This window comes from Mesorhizobium sp. M0292 (genome assembly GCF_040321695.1).
In the GTDB taxonomy this organism is placed as follows: Bacteria; Pseudomonadota; Alphaproteobacteria; order Rhizobiales; family Rhizobiaceae; genus Mesorhizobium.
On the sequence record NZ_JAMYSB010000009.1, the window covers coordinates 140,015 to 153,960 of the forward strand.

Here is a 13,946-nt window from a genome sequence, read left to right on the forward strand (position 1 = left end):
TCACGTCCGCAGCGGCAGCACGCGGTCCGGCGGACGGTGGCCGTCGAAGAAAGCGCGGATGTTGATGATCACCTTCTCGCCCATGTCGATGCGGCCTTCGAGCGTCGCCGAGCCCATATGCGGCAACAGCACGACCTTGTTCTTGGCGGCGAGCTTCAGCAGCTTCGAGTTCAGCGCCGGCTCGTGCTCGTAGACGTCGAGGCCGGCGCCGGCGATCTTGCCGTCCTGGATCAGCTTGACCAGGGACTCCTCGTCGATGATGTCGCCGCGTGCGGTGTTTACGATGTAAGCTGTGGGTTGCAGCAACGCCAAGCGCCGCGCTGACAGCAAATGAAAAGTCGCCGGGGTGGACGGGCAATTGACAGAGATGATGTCCATGCGGGCAAGCATCTGGTCGAGGCTTTCCCAATAGGTCGCCTCCAGCCCTTCCTCGACCGCCGGCAGCACGCGATGGCGGTTGTGGTAGTGGATCGACAGGCCGAAGGCCTTGGCGCGTCTCGCCACCGCGGTGCCGATGCGGCCCATGCCGACAATGCCGAGGCGCTTGCCCCAGATGCGCCGGCCGAGCATCCAGGTCGGCGACCAGCCGGCCCATTTCTTGTCGCTGGTCAGCACGGCGGCGCCTTCCGCCAGCCGTCGCGGCACAGCCAGCATCAGCGCCATGGTCATATCGGCGGTGTCTTCGGTCAGCACGTTCGGCGTGTTGGTGACGGTGATGCCTTTCTTGGCCGCCGCCGCCACGTCGATCTTGTCGACACCATTGCCGAAATTGGCGATCAGCTTGAGGTTGTCGCCGGCCTGGGCAATCAGCGCCTCGTCTATCTGGTCGGTGATGGTCGGCACCAGCACGTCGGCTTCCTTGATCGCCGCGACCAACTCCGGCTGCGTCATCGGCCGGTCCTCGACATTCAGCCTGGCGTCGAAGAGTTCGCGCATGCGGGTCTCGACCGGATCGGGGAGCTTGCGCGTGATGACGACGAGAGGCCGTTTTTTGCCTGCCATTGTTTCCTCGAACCCGATCTCGTTGAGACCTCTTTAACCAAGACAGGCGAAACTGAATACCGGTCGCGGTGCCTGTCACTCCTGTAACAAGCGGTGCCGCCGAAGACAAAGAAAAAGGGGCGCCCAGGCCAAAGGGCACGCGCCGAAAGGAACGAAAGTGTCTGGTTTCGCGTCGCTTCGCCTGGTCCTCAGCGCAGCGCTTCTCGGCGTTCTCCTGCATTCCCCGCACGCCGCGGCGCAAGGAGCCGCGGCACCTGTGCAGACGGTCACGCTCGGTCCAAGCGGCCTGCCGCTGCCGCGCTTCGTCAGCCTGAAATCGGCCCGCGTCAACTCGCGCGTCGGCCCGGGCGCCAACTATTCGGTCGACTGGATGTACACCAAGGCCGGCCTGCCGATGGAAATCATCCAGGAATTCGACACCTGGCGGCGCGTGCGCGATGCCGACGGTTCGGAGGGCTGGATCAACCAGTCGCTGTTGTCAGGCCGCCGCACAGCGATCGTCGCCCCCTGGCAGCGCAGCAAAGGTGGCCGAATCAATCTGCTCGACGATGCGGACAAGGACGCCAGCGTCATCGCCATCATCGAGCCAGGCGTGACGGGCACGATCAAAACCTGCGATGGCCAGTGGTGCGAGATGACCTTCGACGGCCACACCGGCTGGATCGCGCAGTCGCAGGTGTGGGGCGCCTATCCCGGCGAGCATGTCAAGAACTGAGATTGCTGGAAAGGTCGCCTAACGGCCAATGCGGCCGAGATGGGTGTCCTGGAAGCCGCTCGACAATTTCAAGCCGTAGCCGAGAGCACGGTCGATGGCGATGTGGCTGATCCAGATCAGCCCGATCGCCGTCGCCATCGAATTGGCCAGGACATATCCGGCGAGCGCCAGAAAAAGCGGGACAATCAGGATGTGCAAAGCGTTGTAGGCGACGGCGCCGACACGCGGCCCGGCGAGATAGCCCAGCATCGACAGGTCAGGCGCCAGGATGAGCAGGGCAAACAGCCACCAGGAAACGCCTGACACAGCATAGAAGACGATCGCCACCACCGCGACCGCAACCCATTCGAGCCGGATAGCAAGATCGACAGGTTTCATGGGGTGCAGCTTAAACGCTGCGTTTGGGGCGCAGCCTCACCACGATGTCGACATTGGCGATCTCCATGCCTGCGGGTGGCTCCGGCAGGTTGGAAACGGTCACCGGACCGCTTTCGATGTCGAAGATCCGGTTTTCGCCTTCGATGTAGAAATGATGGTGATCGGAGGTGTTGGTGTCGAAATAGGTCTTCGACCCCTCGACCGCCAGGATGCGCAGCAGGCCGGCCTGGGTGAACTGGTGAAGCGCGTTGTAGACGGTGGCAAGCGAAACCGGCACGCCGGCGGCGATCGCCTCCTCATGCAGTTCCTCGGCCGAAAGGTGGCGGTCGCCCTTGGCAAACAGCAGATCGGCCAGCGCAATGCGCTGGCGCGTCGGCCTCAGGCCGGCTTCGCGAACCCGCTTGTCCACAGCGACATTTTCCTTCCGGCAGCCCAGATCCATCTATCCGTCCAAGCCCACAGTTCTGCCTCAAGACACGCCCAGAGTGGCGAAAAAACGTCATCGACCGAAACTGGATACCTCTCGACATATATTCTGTTGGCCGAATGCGATCAATAGAGCGACATGCGTCCAGTTGGACGCACTAAGTGCGCTCTATCACTTTTTGGCGTCGCATCGTGCTTTCCGGAAAATCGAAATCGATTTCCGGCCGATGCGAGAGCGCGCATTGACCCGGGCAGACGGGCGGGTTAAGCGCAAACGCCGGTTTCCGGCCCGAAAGGGATTGTGTTAGGAAACCAACGAAAAGGGCGCCCCACCGCCCGGGACGAATATGGGGACGAGACATATGGCGGGTACTAAATCCAGCTACGGTTATGAGGAATTGCTCGCTTGCGCCCGCGGCGAGCTGTTCGGGCCCGGCAACGCCCAGTTGCCCTACCCGCCCATGCTGATGTTCGACCGCATCACCGAGATCAGCGAGACCGGCGGCGCCCACGACAAGGGCTTCATCCGTGCCGAATTCGACATCAAACCGGACCTGTGGTTCTTCGCCTGCCATTTCATCGGCAATCCGATCATGCCGGGGTGCCTGGGCCTTGACGCCATGTGGCAATTGACGGGTTTTTACCTCGGCTGGCTCGGCGAGCCGGGCAAGGGCATGGCGCTGTCGACCGGCGAGGTCAAGTTCAAGGGCATGGTGACGCCTTCGGTCAAGAAGGTGGAATACGGCATCGACTTCAAGCGCGTCATGCGTGGACGCCTGGTGCTCGGTATCGCCGATGGCTGGCTTAAGGCCGACGGCGAACCCATATACGCTGCGACAGACCTCAAGGTGGGGCTGTCCAAGCAATCGGCCGCCTGACCGGCGCCACTGCAGCAGGGCGTTCCCGGACGCGCAACGACGCTGCGGCATTTTGATTTTGCGTATGATCGCCGGCGAAAACCGACTAGGGTTTCGGGATCATCCGCTGGAAGGAGTTGCGAATGAGAAGGGTCGTCGTCACAGGCCTCGGCATCGTATCGTCGATCGGCAACAACGCCAACGAGGTGCAATCCTCGCTCCATGATGCCAAATCAGGCATCAGCTTCTCAGATTCCTTCGCCGAACACGGCTTCCGCTGCCAGGTCTGGGGTGCGCCGACGCTCGACCCGACCCCTATGATCGACCGGCGCGCCATGCGCTTCCTGAGCCAGGGCGCGGCCTGGAACCATGTCGCGATGGACCAGGCGATCGCCGACGCCGGGCTTGGCGAAAGCGACATCACCAATGAGCGCACCGGCATCGTCATGGGCTCGGGTGGCCCCTCGACCCGCACCATCGTCGAGGCGGCCGAGACCACGCTCAAGAACAACAGCCCCAAGCGCATCGGTCCGTTCGCGGTGCCGAAGGCGATGTCGTCGACCGCGTCGGCGACGCTCGCCACCTGGTTCAAGATCCACGGCGTCAACTATTCGATCTCGTCGGCCTGCTCGACCTCGGCGCATTGCATCGGCAACGCCTACGAACTGATCCAGTGGGGCAAGCAGGATGTGATGTTTGCCGGCGGCCATGAGGACCTCGACTGGACGATGTCGGACCTGTTCGATGCCATGGGGGCGATGTCGTCGAAGTATAACGACAAGGCGTCAACAGCGTCACGCGCGTATGACGCCAATCGCGATGGCTTCGTCATCGCGGGTGGCGCGGGCGTCCTCATCCTGGAGGAGCTCGAACACGCCAAGGCGCGCGGGGCCAAGATCTACGCTGAGATCGTCGGCTATGGCGCGACGTCGGACGGTTACGACATGGTGGCGCCGTCGGGCGAAGGCGCGGTGCGCTGCATGCGCCAGGCTCTGGCGACGGTGTCCACGCCCGTCGACTACATCAACACCCACGGCACCTCGACGCCGGTCGGCGATTCCCGGGAAATGGGCGCCATCCGAGAGGTGTTCGGCGACAAGATGCCGTTCATCACCTCGACCAAGTCGCTGACCGGCCATTCGCTGGGTGCCGCCGGCGTCCAGGAATCGATCTACTCGATCCTGATGATGCAAGGCGGCTTCATCGGCGAGAGCGCCCATATCGAAAACCTCGATCCCGAATTCGAGGGCATGCCGATCGTGCGCAAGCGCATCGAAGACGCCAGGATCGACACGGTTTTGTCCAACTCGTTCGGCTTCGGTGGCACCAACGCAACGCTGATTTTCCAGCGCTATTCCGCATAAGGCCAGCGTTTTTTTGTAGGGGGATTGCCGGCCATGGACGGACTGATGAAGGGCAAGCGCGGGCTTGTCATGGGCGTCGCCAACGATCATTCGATCGCCTGGGGCATCGCCAGGAAATTGTCCGAACACGGAGCGGAGCTTGCCTTCACCTATCAGGGCGACGCATTCGGGCGCCGCGTCAAGCCGCTTGCCGAGAAGCTTGGGGCGTCTCTGGTGGTGCCGTGCGACGTCGAGGACAGCGCATCGGTCGCCGCCACCTTCGAGACGCTCGGCAAGGAATGGGGCGGGCTCGACTTCGTCGTCCACGCCATCGGCTTTTCCGACAAAAACGAGCTCAAGGGGCTCTACGCCGACACCAGCCGCGACAATTTCGTCCGCACCATGGTCATCTCCTGCTACTCCTTCACCGAGGTCGCCCGCCATGCCGCCCCGCTGATGAGCGAAGGCGGCGCGATGATCACGCTGACCTATGCCGGTTCTGTCCGCGTCATGCCGAACTACAACGTCATGGGCGTCGCCAAGGCCGGACTGGAAGCCAGCGTGCGCTATCTCGCCAACGACTATGGCCCGCGCGGCATCCGGGTGAACGGCATATCGGCGGGACCGGTGCGTACTTTGGCCGGCGCCGGAATCTCGGACGCCCGCCACATGTACTCCTACCAGCAGCGCAACTCGCCGCTGCGCCGCACGGTGACCATCGACGAGGTCGGCGGCTCGGCGCTCTATCTTTTGTCCGACCTCTCGTCAGGCGTCACCGGCGAAATCCATTATGTGGATTCCGGCTATCACATCGTGTCGATGCCAACCCTGGATGAGTTGAAGCAGACCGACAACGTACGCGATTAATTCACCAGTAAAATTAGATGCATGGGCGGAAACTCATTTTAAGGAGATATCCGCTAGAAGTCCTATGGGCTTGGGCTCTGCGCGTTCTTGCTGGGCGCAAAGGATGCTTTAGCCTTTATAAATTTGCGCTTGATATTTCCCGAAGTCGAGTTGATTTCGGGATCATGCGACAGGGACTGAGCAATGCCTGCTGTCAGCAACCCGAAGCGAACACCTGTGTTCCGGCTGCTCACCGTCGCCAGTTCGGGCCTTGGCAGTTTCATCCTTGGGCTTTGGGGCCTCCGGCATGGTTTCGGGGACGGCTTTGCCGGCATGCAGGCGGAAACCATGATCGGCATCGCGTCGGCACTATGCGCGCTGGCCGCCGCCGGTGCTGCCTTGTCCTTCTTCGCCGGCGTCGATGAATCGGTGGACTACGTTTTCAACGAAACCCATTTCGACAAGCTGACCGGGCTTTTTGCGAGCCCGGCGATGGTCGGCAGGATTGCCGACGCGGCGTCCGCGACGATCAGGACCGGTGAGCCGGTGTTCCTCATCGACATCGACATCGACCGCTTCAAGCAGATCAACGACGCCATCGGCTACAGCCATGGCGACGAACTGATCCGCGGCTTCAGCAAGCGGTTGAAGGCCTGCATGCCCGAAGGCGCGGTGATGGGGCGCATCGGCGCCGGCGAGTTCGCTATCCTTGTCTGGGAACACCAACTCCAAAGGTCCATGGAAAGCACCGTCGAAACCATGATCGAGGAGATGCTGAAGCCGTACCAGCTCGATTCCCACCTGCAGTCGGTCGGCCTGTCGGTCGGCATCGTGGCGATGCCAAAGGATGGCGTCGATCCGGTCCTCATCCTGCGCCGCTCCAACCTGGCGCTGCAGAATGCCCGCGCCGGCGGCGTGGGCAACTGGTCGGTCTTCCATTCCGACAGGGGCCAGGTCGCCGACTACCGCCACTGGATCGAATCCGAACTGCACATCGCCTTCGACCGTGGCGATTTCGACCTTCACTACCAGCCGCAGCTCGACCTGCCGACCGGCCGTGTCGTCGGCTACGAGGCGCTGATCCGCTGGAAGCACCCGGAACGCGGCATGATCCCGCCGATGGAATTCATTCCGATCGCCGAAGAGACCGGCATGATCCACCCGATCGGCAATTGGGTGCTGAACAAGGCCTGCAGCGATGCCCGTCATTTGCCCGAGGACTGCTTCGTTGCCGTCAACATCTCGCCGGTCCAGTTCAGGACCAAGGATTTCGTCGGTATCGTGCGCGACACGATGGCCAGCACCGGCATCAAGCCGTCGCGGCTGGAGCTCGAAGTGACCGAGACGGCGATGATGCAGGACCGCGACCGCGCCGCCATCATCCTGCAGCAGCTTGCCGACATGGGCATTTCGGTGGCCGTCGACGATTTCGGCACCGGCTATTCCAATCTCAGCTACCTGATCGACTTCGCCTTCGGCAAGCTGAAGATCGACCGCTCCTTCGTCAGCCGCATCGACACCGATTCCAATTCGGGCGCCGTCGTCTCTACCATCGTCGGCCTGTCGCGGGCGCTCGGCGTCGGCATCATCGCCGAAGGCGTCGAGACCGAGAACCAGGCGACGCTTTTGCGAGCAGCTGGTTGCGAGATGGTGCAGGGCTATCTGTTCGGCAGGCCGGCGCCGCTCAAGATCAAGCCTGGCGATATCAGACCGACCATTCCCGTCCACGAGCCGGCGCGCATCGTCAGCATGCATTGAGGCGACCGGCACCGTCCTATCGGCGCGCGGAGAAAACCTTGAACATGCCGTCGCGGGCGAGCTCGGCATGGCTGGAGAAGACGGCCTTCAGAACCGGTTCGTAAGGCAGCTGACGGTTCGCCACCATGAACAGCCGCCCGCCCGGCTTCAGCGCCTTGCCCGCCGCCTGGATCATGCCGGCGCCGATTTCCGGCTCGGCCGCCCGGCTGCGATGGAAGGGCGGGTTCATGACGATGGCATCATAGCGCCGCTCGACCGGCTCGCTCAGCAGATCGGTCCAGAAGAAGCCGGGCTCGAAGCCTGTCTGGCCGATATTGCCCTTGGCCGCCTCAAGCGCGTCGAAATCCGCTTCGTAAAGGTCGAGCCCCGTTATGCCGGATGAACGTGCCGCGACCTCGGCGGCGACATAACCCCAGCCGGCGCAGAAATCAGCAATGTTGCCGCGCAGGTCTTTGGGCAGGTTGTCGACCAGAAGTTTCGAGCCGGCGTCGATCCGGTCGAAGGAGAACATGCCAGGCGCGGTACGGAAGCGGTCCTCTACGACCAAGGCGGGATTGGCGACGCGCAGTTTTTCCGCAGGCGCCAGATCGGCCGGACGGCGAAGCCAGAAGGCGATGCCGTGATATTTCGGCAGATGCCCTTCGATCGGAACAAGCTCGTCGATGCGCTTGCGCAGGCTGGCGATGCCTTCGTCCTTGCCGCCGGCGACGACGATCAGACCGCCAGGCGTGACGCGTTCGATCGCCTCGGCAATACGCATCTCGTTTAGCCCACGATGGCGGCCGGCAAGCACGAGCGCTGCATCGAATGCATCGCCTTCCGCGCGCGGCGCTACCTTGTGACCGGCACGCTCCAGCGCTCGGAGATGCGGCCGGAAACCCTGTGCAAGATGGAGCTCTGCCTCGAAGCCTTCCGGCAAGCGGAAGCCGGGCTCCGCACCCAGGAACAACACACGCTCGCCCTTTTGCGGCAGAGGGAGCCCCTCGGCCTCGAAGGGATGGAACAGTGTCTTCAGCGGCTCAGCGGCCATTCTTCGATTCTCATGTCGTAGACGGGTATTAAACGAAAACGGGCGCGACATAAGCCGCGCCCGTTCAACTCTATTGTCAGACCACTCAGGCGGCGTTTTCTTCGCCTTCGGCCTTCTTGTCGCGGGCGATTTCCTTGCCGGTGGCCTGGTCGACGACCTTCATCGACAGGCGGACCTTGCCGCGCTCGTCGAAGCCCATCAGCTTGACCCAGACCTTGTCGCCTTCCTTGACGACGTCCGAGGTCTTGGCGACCCGGTCGTTGGCAAGCTGCGAGATGTGGACGAGGCCGTCACGCGGACCGAAGAAGTTGACGAAAGCGCCGAAGTCGGCGGTCTTGACGACCGTGCCTTCGTAGATTTCGCCGACTTCCGGCTCGGCGACGATGGTATGGATCCACTTCTTGGCCGCCTCGATCTCCTTGGCGTTCGACGAAGCGATCTTGACCGTGCCGTCGTCCTCGATGTTGATCTTGGCGCCGGTCTTCTCGACGATCTCACGGATAACCTTGCCGCCGGAGCCGATCACGTCGCGGATCTTGTCGGTCGGGATGTGCATGACCTCGATGCGCGGTGCGAACTCACCGAGTTCGGGGCGGGCGCCGGTCAGAGCATGCGCCATCTCGCTGAGGATATGCTGGCGGCCGTCCTTGGCCTGGTCCAGCGCGATCTTCATGATCTCCTCGGTGATGCCCTCAATCTTGATGTCCATCTGCAGCGAGGTGATGCCGCCTTCGGTACCGGCAACCTTGAAGTCCATGTCGCCGAGGTGATCTTCGTCACCCAGGATGTCGGACAGAACCGCGAAGCGCTCGCCTTCCTTGATCAGGCCCATCGCGATACCAGCAACCGGCTTGGCCAGCGGAACGCCGGCATCCATCAGTGCCAGCGATGTGCCGCAGACGGTGGCCATCGACGACGAACCGTTGGACTCGGTGATCTCCGAGACGACGCGCAGCGTGTAGGGGAACTGGTCAGCGCTCGGCAGCATCGGACGGATGGCGCGCCAGGCGAGCTTGCCGTGGCCGATTTCGCGGCGGCCCGGCGAACCCATGCGGCCGGTCTCGCCGACGGAGTAGGGAGGGAAGTTGTAGTGAAGGAGGAACTTCTCCTTGTACATGCCGGTCAGCGAATCGACATACTGCTCGTCCTCGCCGGTGCCCAGCGTGGCAACGACCAGCGCCTGGGTCTCGCCGCGGGTGAACAGCGCCGAACCGTGCGTGCGCGGCAGGACGCCGACTTCCGAGACGATCTTGCGGACCGTCTTGAGGTCACGGCCATCGATGCGCGAACCGGTGTCGAGAATGTTCCAGCGCACGACCTTGGCCTGGAGTTCCTTGAACACCGAACCGATCTGCTCGGAGGTGTACTTGGCGTCTTCGCCTTCGGCCGGAGCGAACGCTGCCTTGACCTTCGCCTTGACGGCGTCGACGGCGGCGTAACGCTTCTGCTTATCGACGTTCTTGTAGGCATTGCTGAGCTCGTCGCCGACGATCTTCAGCATTTCGGCTTCAAGCGCGGAGTAGTCCGGCGCTGTGAAATCGCGCGGCTCCTTGGCGGCAACTTCGGCCAGCTTGATGATGGCGTCGATCACCGGCTGGAAGCCCCTGTGGCCGAACATGACGGCGCCGAGCATCAGCTCTTCGCCGAGTTCCTTGGCTTCGGACTCGACCATCAGCACGGCGTCGGCGGTGCCGGCGACAATGAGGTCGAGCCTGGATTCCTGCATCTCGTCGACATGCGGGTTGAGCACGTATTCGCCGTTGATGTAGCCGACGCGAGCGCCGCCGATCGGGCCCATGAAGGGAACGCCCGACAGCGTCAAAGCGGCCGAGGTGGCGACGATCGACAGGATATCGGGATCGTTCTCGAGGTCATGCTGGACGACGGTGACGACGATCTGGGTGTCGTTCTTGTAGCCGTCGGCGAAGAGCGGGCGGATCGGGCGGTCGATCAGGCGGGAAACCAGCGTTTCCTTTTCGCTCGGACGTCCCTCGCGCTTGAAGTAGCCGCCCGGGATCTTGCCGGCGGCGTAGGTCTTTTCCTGGTAGTTGACGGTCAGCGGGAAGAAATCGAGGCCTGGCTTCGGCTCCTTCATCGAAACGACGGTGGCGAGAACCTTGGTTTCGCCATAGGTCGCAAGCACCGCGCCGTCAGCCTGACGTGCGATCTTGCCGGTTTCCAGGATGAGCGGACGGCCGCCCCATTCGATTTCCACTTTGTGGTAGTTGAACATATCTTGTCCTTAGTAAGCGGAAAGGGCCGCGCCGTTTCACGGTGCGCGGATGCCCTTTCCCTGGCTTCCTTTCTCGGGCAGCCACGGGCAAGACAACGGGAAGCTCGGGTAGATTCGGCGCTGGTTAGCGCACGAGCGTCCTGCAATCCTGCCCCATGACCGTCCATGGGCGGTTTCGAGTGGCCTCTGCACGCTCGAAACCGGGTCTGGCCAATCGATGCGACTGGCAGAATGCGCGACCGGCGGGCTCTCCTTCGAAAGCCCGCCGGTCAATTCGTCAACGGCGCAGACCGAGCTTCTCGATCAACGTCTGATAGCGCGCGTCATCCTTGCGCTTGAGATAATCAAGCAGGCTGCGGCGCTGGGAGACGAGAGCGAGCAGACCACGGCGGGAATGGTTATCCTTCTTGTGGTCCTTGAAGTGGTCGGTCAGGTTCTTGATGCGCTCGGAAAGGATGGCCACCTGGACTTCCGGAGACCCGGTATCGCCCTTGGCGGTTGCGAATTCACCCATCAATTCCTGTTTGCGCTCGGCAGTAATCGACATCGTGTTTTTCCTTATCTGTTTGAGGAAACGGGTCGCCCTCAGCCGGGATGTCGTCCAGCAGGGGCCGGTGCAAGCAAAGCGACATGGCGCGATGCTGCGGCGCATATAAGGCAATTCCCTGGAAAACACCAGCCCATTCATAAAGCCGGCTCGTCGCAGCCCTTTGCTCAGGAATCCAGGATCCCCCTGACACCTGAAGCTTACAGCCACTTCTTGCTTTTGAAGAAGACGATCAGCCCGACAGCAACGGCCAGCATGAACAGCAGCGAAGCCGGGTAGCCATAGTAGGCTTTCAGTTCCGGCATGTTCCACGGCGAGCTCTCGGGATCGAAATTCATCCCCCAGATACCGACCAGGAAGGTTAGCGGCATGAAGATCACCGAGACGATGGTGAGATAAGAGATGACGTCGTTGGTGCGCGCCTGGCTCAGCGACAAATGCATTTCGATCAAGCCGGTCAGCATATCACGCTGGTTCTCGACCAGCTCGATCAGCCGCAATGCGTGGTCGAGCGTGTCGTTGAAGAAGATTTTCGTCTCCGGCTTCACATAGGGCACGTCGTTGCGGATCAGCGTCGCCAGCGCGTCGCGCATCGGCCACAGCACGCCCTTGAGCACATTGGCGTCGCGCCGCAATTCGTGCAGCTGGCGCATCTGATGCTTGTGAGGCGTGTTGAGCATCTCGTCCTCGATGCCATCGACCTCCTCGCTAGCGGCCTCAATCGGCGGGAAATAGCTGTCGACGATGGAGTCGATGAGCGCATAGGCCAGATAGTCGGCGCCGCGCATCCGCAAGCGGTTGGGCAACGCTGCCGCGATGCGCTTGCGTACGGGGTCGAACGGATCGCCTTCGCGCTCCTGGAAGGTGACGACGAATTTCTTGCCGAAGAACACCGCGATCTGCTCATAGCGATGCACCTTGACGTCGTCGATCATGCGCATGACGACGAAGGCGTGGTCCTCGAAGAAGTCGACCTTCGGCCGCTGGCCGGTGTTGACGACATCTTCCAGAGCCAGTGGATGCAGGTTGAAGATCCGGCCGATCTCCTCGATCAGCTGGATGTTGGCGAGACCGGTGCAGTCCAACCAGACGACCGGCCAGTTGTCGCAATGGGTGTTGAGATCGTCGATGCTGGCATCGTTGATGGTCTTGAATTTTTCAGGCGAAATCAGCGTCAGCCGCAGCTCGGACCGTCGCGCCGCCGGATCGGCGATCAGCGTGCCGGGCGAGGCGCCAACCGGCGGCCGGCGCGTTGTCACCGGCGCCCGCTTCTTCACCGCCTCAGCCTTTGCCATGTGCCCCTCGGATGTGACGTCGACGTAAGACTAGACGAGAGTGGTCAGCCGACAAAGACCCGCTTCGGCTTGAACATGCCTTGCTCGATGGCGCCGATGGCGACAAGCTTGCCGCGCGCGGTGGCGCAGGCTTCCTCGGCTTCCACGGGCGCGTCGCGGCCGCGGATGATGACGGGATTGCCAAGGCGGATCTTGGTCGCCGCTTCGTCGCTGATGGCGATCTGGGGCAGGCAGTCGAGCGCGGCAGCCGTGTCGACAAGCAGCGCATCGATGGCGCCGAAGTCGATCGGCGCATCGGCAACATCGGCGTCGCCCTCTCCGTCAGCTTCGCGCTGTTCGCCGAAACGGGCGACTTCCAGTTCGGCGAGGGTGACGAAATCCTCCTGGGTGAACGGCTCGACCTCGACCCGGCGCAATTCGGCGATGTGGCCGAAGCAGCCGAGGTCGCGGCCCATGTCGCGGGCCAGCGAGCGAACATAGGTGCCTTTGCCGCATTCGACCTCGAACAAGGTGTGGCCGGCAGCGTGCTCGACGATGTCCAGACGGCCGATCTCAATCTCGCGCGCGGGGATGTCGACTGTCTCGCCCCCACGAGCGAGATCGTAGGCGCGTTCGCCTGATATCTTGATGGCCGAGAATTGCGGCGGTGTCTGCATGATGACGCCGGTGTAGTTCGGCAGCAGCGCCCTGACATCTTCTTGCGCCGGACGGCGGTCGGAACTTTGCGTCACCGGGCCTTCGAGATCGTCGGTCGAACGCTCCTCGCCCCAAGCGACGGTGAACCGGTAGATTTTGGCGCCGTCCTGCACATAAGGCACGGTCTTGGTTGCCTCGCCCAGCGCGATCGGCAGCATGCCAGAGGCCAGCGGGTCGAGTGTGCCGGCATGGCCGGCCTTTTCGGCCTGGAAAAGCCATTTGATCTTGGAGACGGCTTCGGTCGAACCCATGCCAACCGGCTTATCCAGCACCACCCAGCCGGAGATCGGCCGGCCCTTCTTCTTGCCGCGGCGCCCCACTATTTCTCGTCCTTGTCGTTGTCTTCGCCATCGGCACCCAAGTCTCGCGCGACTTCGGGCGATTTCAGCAAATCGTTGATCCTGGCGAAATTGTCGAAGGACGTATCGAGCTTGAAGCGGAACTCCGGCATGAACTTCATCTGGCGGAGCGCGCCGGAGACGCGGCCACGGACGAACTTCGCATGCTTGTTGAGCGCGTCGATGACCGCACCCGTGTCCTTGGCGCCAAGCGGCGAAACGAAGGCCGTTGCGACCCTCAGATCAGTGGACATGCGCACTTCCGAGACCGAAACCACGGTGTTCTCGATCAGCGGGTCGATAATCTCGCCGCGCTGCAAGGTTTCCGACAGCGCATGGCGCACCTGTTCGGCGACGCGAAGCATGCGCTGGGATGGGCTGGAGGCGGTTGGACGGGGCATTTTTCTCAATCCGGAAAGCGTGAGGCGCGGGATGGGACCGTGCCGCCATGTCTCATATTTGTTCTATGCATGTCGTTTATC

Annotated in this window: 14 protein-coding genes; 5 read left to right on the top strand and 9 right to left on the bottom strand. The window is 62.4% G+C overall.

Annotation, left to right across the window (positions count from 1 at the left end; genetic code table 11):
- Entirely contained in the window at positions 1 to 1,002 is a 1,002-nt protein-coding gene (locus NKI96_RS16390) for a 2-hydroxyacid dehydrogenase (RefSeq protein WP_023692575.1), read from the bottom strand.
- Between the two features lie 157 nt (positions 1,003 to 1,159).
- Between NKI96_RS16390 and NKI96_RS16395 the strand changes: the two genes are divergently transcribed.
- Complete coding sequence (locus NKI96_RS16395; protein ID WP_023692576.1) at positions 1,160 to 1,717, top strand: SH3 domain-containing protein; 558 nt, start codon at positions 1,160 to 1,162, stop codon at positions 1,715 to 1,717.
- 18 nt (positions 1,718 to 1,735) lie between these two features.
- Here NKI96_RS16395 and NKI96_RS16400 read toward each other — a convergent pair whose 3' ends face one another.
- Both NKI96_RS16400 and irrA read right to left on the bottom strand, forming a co-directional pair.
- Positions 1,736 to 2,095 (bottom strand): DUF4260 domain-containing protein, encoded by a 360-nt coding sequence (locus tag NKI96_RS16400; protein WP_023692577.1) that lies wholly within the window; start codon positions 2,093 to 2,095, stop codon positions 1,736 to 1,738.
- Between the two features lie 10 nt (positions 2,096 to 2,105).
- On the bottom strand, positions 2,106 to 2,537 hold the full coding sequence (gene irrA / locus NKI96_RS16405) for an iron response transcriptional regulator IrrA (RefSeq protein ID WP_023692578.1): 432 nt from the start codon (positions 2,535 to 2,537) through the stop codon (positions 2,106 to 2,108).
- A 346-nt stretch (positions 2,538 to 2,883) separates the two neighbouring features.
- Between irrA and fabA the strand changes: the two genes are divergently transcribed.
- The 4 genes from fabA to NKI96_RS16425 all read left to right on the top strand — a co-directional run bounded on the left by fabA (position 2,884) and on the right by NKI96_RS16425 (position 7,325).
- Positions 2,884 to 3,399: a 3-hydroxyacyl-[acyl-carrier-protein] dehydratase FabA gene (gene fabA, locus NKI96_RS16410; RefSeq protein WP_023692579.1), complete on the top strand. Its 516-nt coding sequence runs from the start codon at positions 2,884 to 2,886 to the stop codon at positions 3,397 to 3,399.
- Positions 3,400 to 3,521: 122 nt separating this feature from the next.
- Positions 3,522 to 4,742, top strand: coding sequence for a beta-ketoacyl-ACP synthase I (fabB, locus tag NKI96_RS16415; RefSeq protein WP_023692580.1), 1,221 nt, complete (start codon positions 3,522 to 3,524; stop codon positions 4,740 to 4,742).
- Positions 4,743 to 4,775: 33 nt separating this feature from the next.
- Positions 4,776 to 5,588, top strand: a complete 813-nt coding sequence (fabI, locus tag NKI96_RS16420; RefSeq protein WP_023692581.1) for an enoyl-ACP reductase FabI — start codon at positions 4,776 to 4,778, stop codon at positions 5,586 to 5,588.
- Between the two features lie 183 nt (positions 5,589 to 5,771).
- Positions 5,772 to 7,325 carry a putative bifunctional diguanylate cyclase/phosphodiesterase gene (locus NKI96_RS16425; RefSeq protein ID WP_352805210.1) on the top strand — a complete coding sequence of 518 codons (1,554 nt, stop codon included), beginning with the start codon at positions 5,772 to 5,774 and terminating at the stop codon, positions 7,323 to 7,325.
- A gap of 16 nt (positions 7,326 to 7,341) precedes the next feature.
- On the opposite strand, the gene NKI96_RS16430 is transcribed toward NKI96_RS16425, so the two are convergent.
- The 6 genes from NKI96_RS16430 to rbfA form a co-directional block, all read right to left on the bottom strand.
- Positions 7,342 to 8,355 (bottom strand): class I SAM-dependent methyltransferase, encoded by a 1,014-nt coding sequence (locus tag NKI96_RS16430; protein WP_023732439.1) that lies wholly within the window; start codon positions 8,353 to 8,355, stop codon positions 7,342 to 7,344.
- Positions 8,356 to 8,440: 85 nt separating this feature from the next.
- Positions 8,441 to 10,588, bottom strand: coding sequence for a polyribonucleotide nucleotidyltransferase (gene pnp, locus NKI96_RS16435; RefSeq protein WP_023682005.1), 2,148 nt, complete (start codon positions 10,586 to 10,588; stop codon positions 8,441 to 8,443).
- Positions 10,589 to 10,865: 277 nt separating this feature from the next.
- The gene (gene rpsO, locus NKI96_RS16440; protein WP_280790898.1) at positions 10,866 to 11,240 is read right to left on the bottom strand and encodes a 30S ribosomal protein S15; all 375 of its coding nucleotides are present in this window, start codon (positions 11,238 to 11,240) and stop codon (positions 10,866 to 10,868) included.
- Positions 11,241 to 11,335: 95 nt separating this feature from the next.
- The gene (corA, locus tag NKI96_RS16445; protein ID WP_023682006.1) at positions 11,336 to 12,430 is read right to left on the bottom strand and encodes a magnesium/cobalt transporter CorA; all 1,095 of its coding nucleotides are present in this window, start codon (positions 12,428 to 12,430) and stop codon (positions 11,336 to 11,338) included.
- 44 nt (positions 12,431 to 12,474) lie between these two features.
- Entirely contained in the window at positions 12,475 to 13,446 is a 972-nt protein-coding gene (gene truB / locus NKI96_RS16450) for a tRNA pseudouridine(55) synthase TruB (protein WP_023696732.1), read from the bottom strand.
- Positions 13,446 to 13,865 (bottom strand): 30S ribosome-binding factor RbfA, encoded by a 420-nt coding sequence (gene rbfA / locus NKI96_RS16455; RefSeq protein ID WP_023669558.1) that lies wholly within the window; start codon positions 13,863 to 13,865, stop codon positions 13,446 to 13,448. Before rbfA ends, truB begins: the two co-directional genes overlap by 1 nt.
- Positions 13,866 to 13,946: the final 81 nt, after the last annotated feature.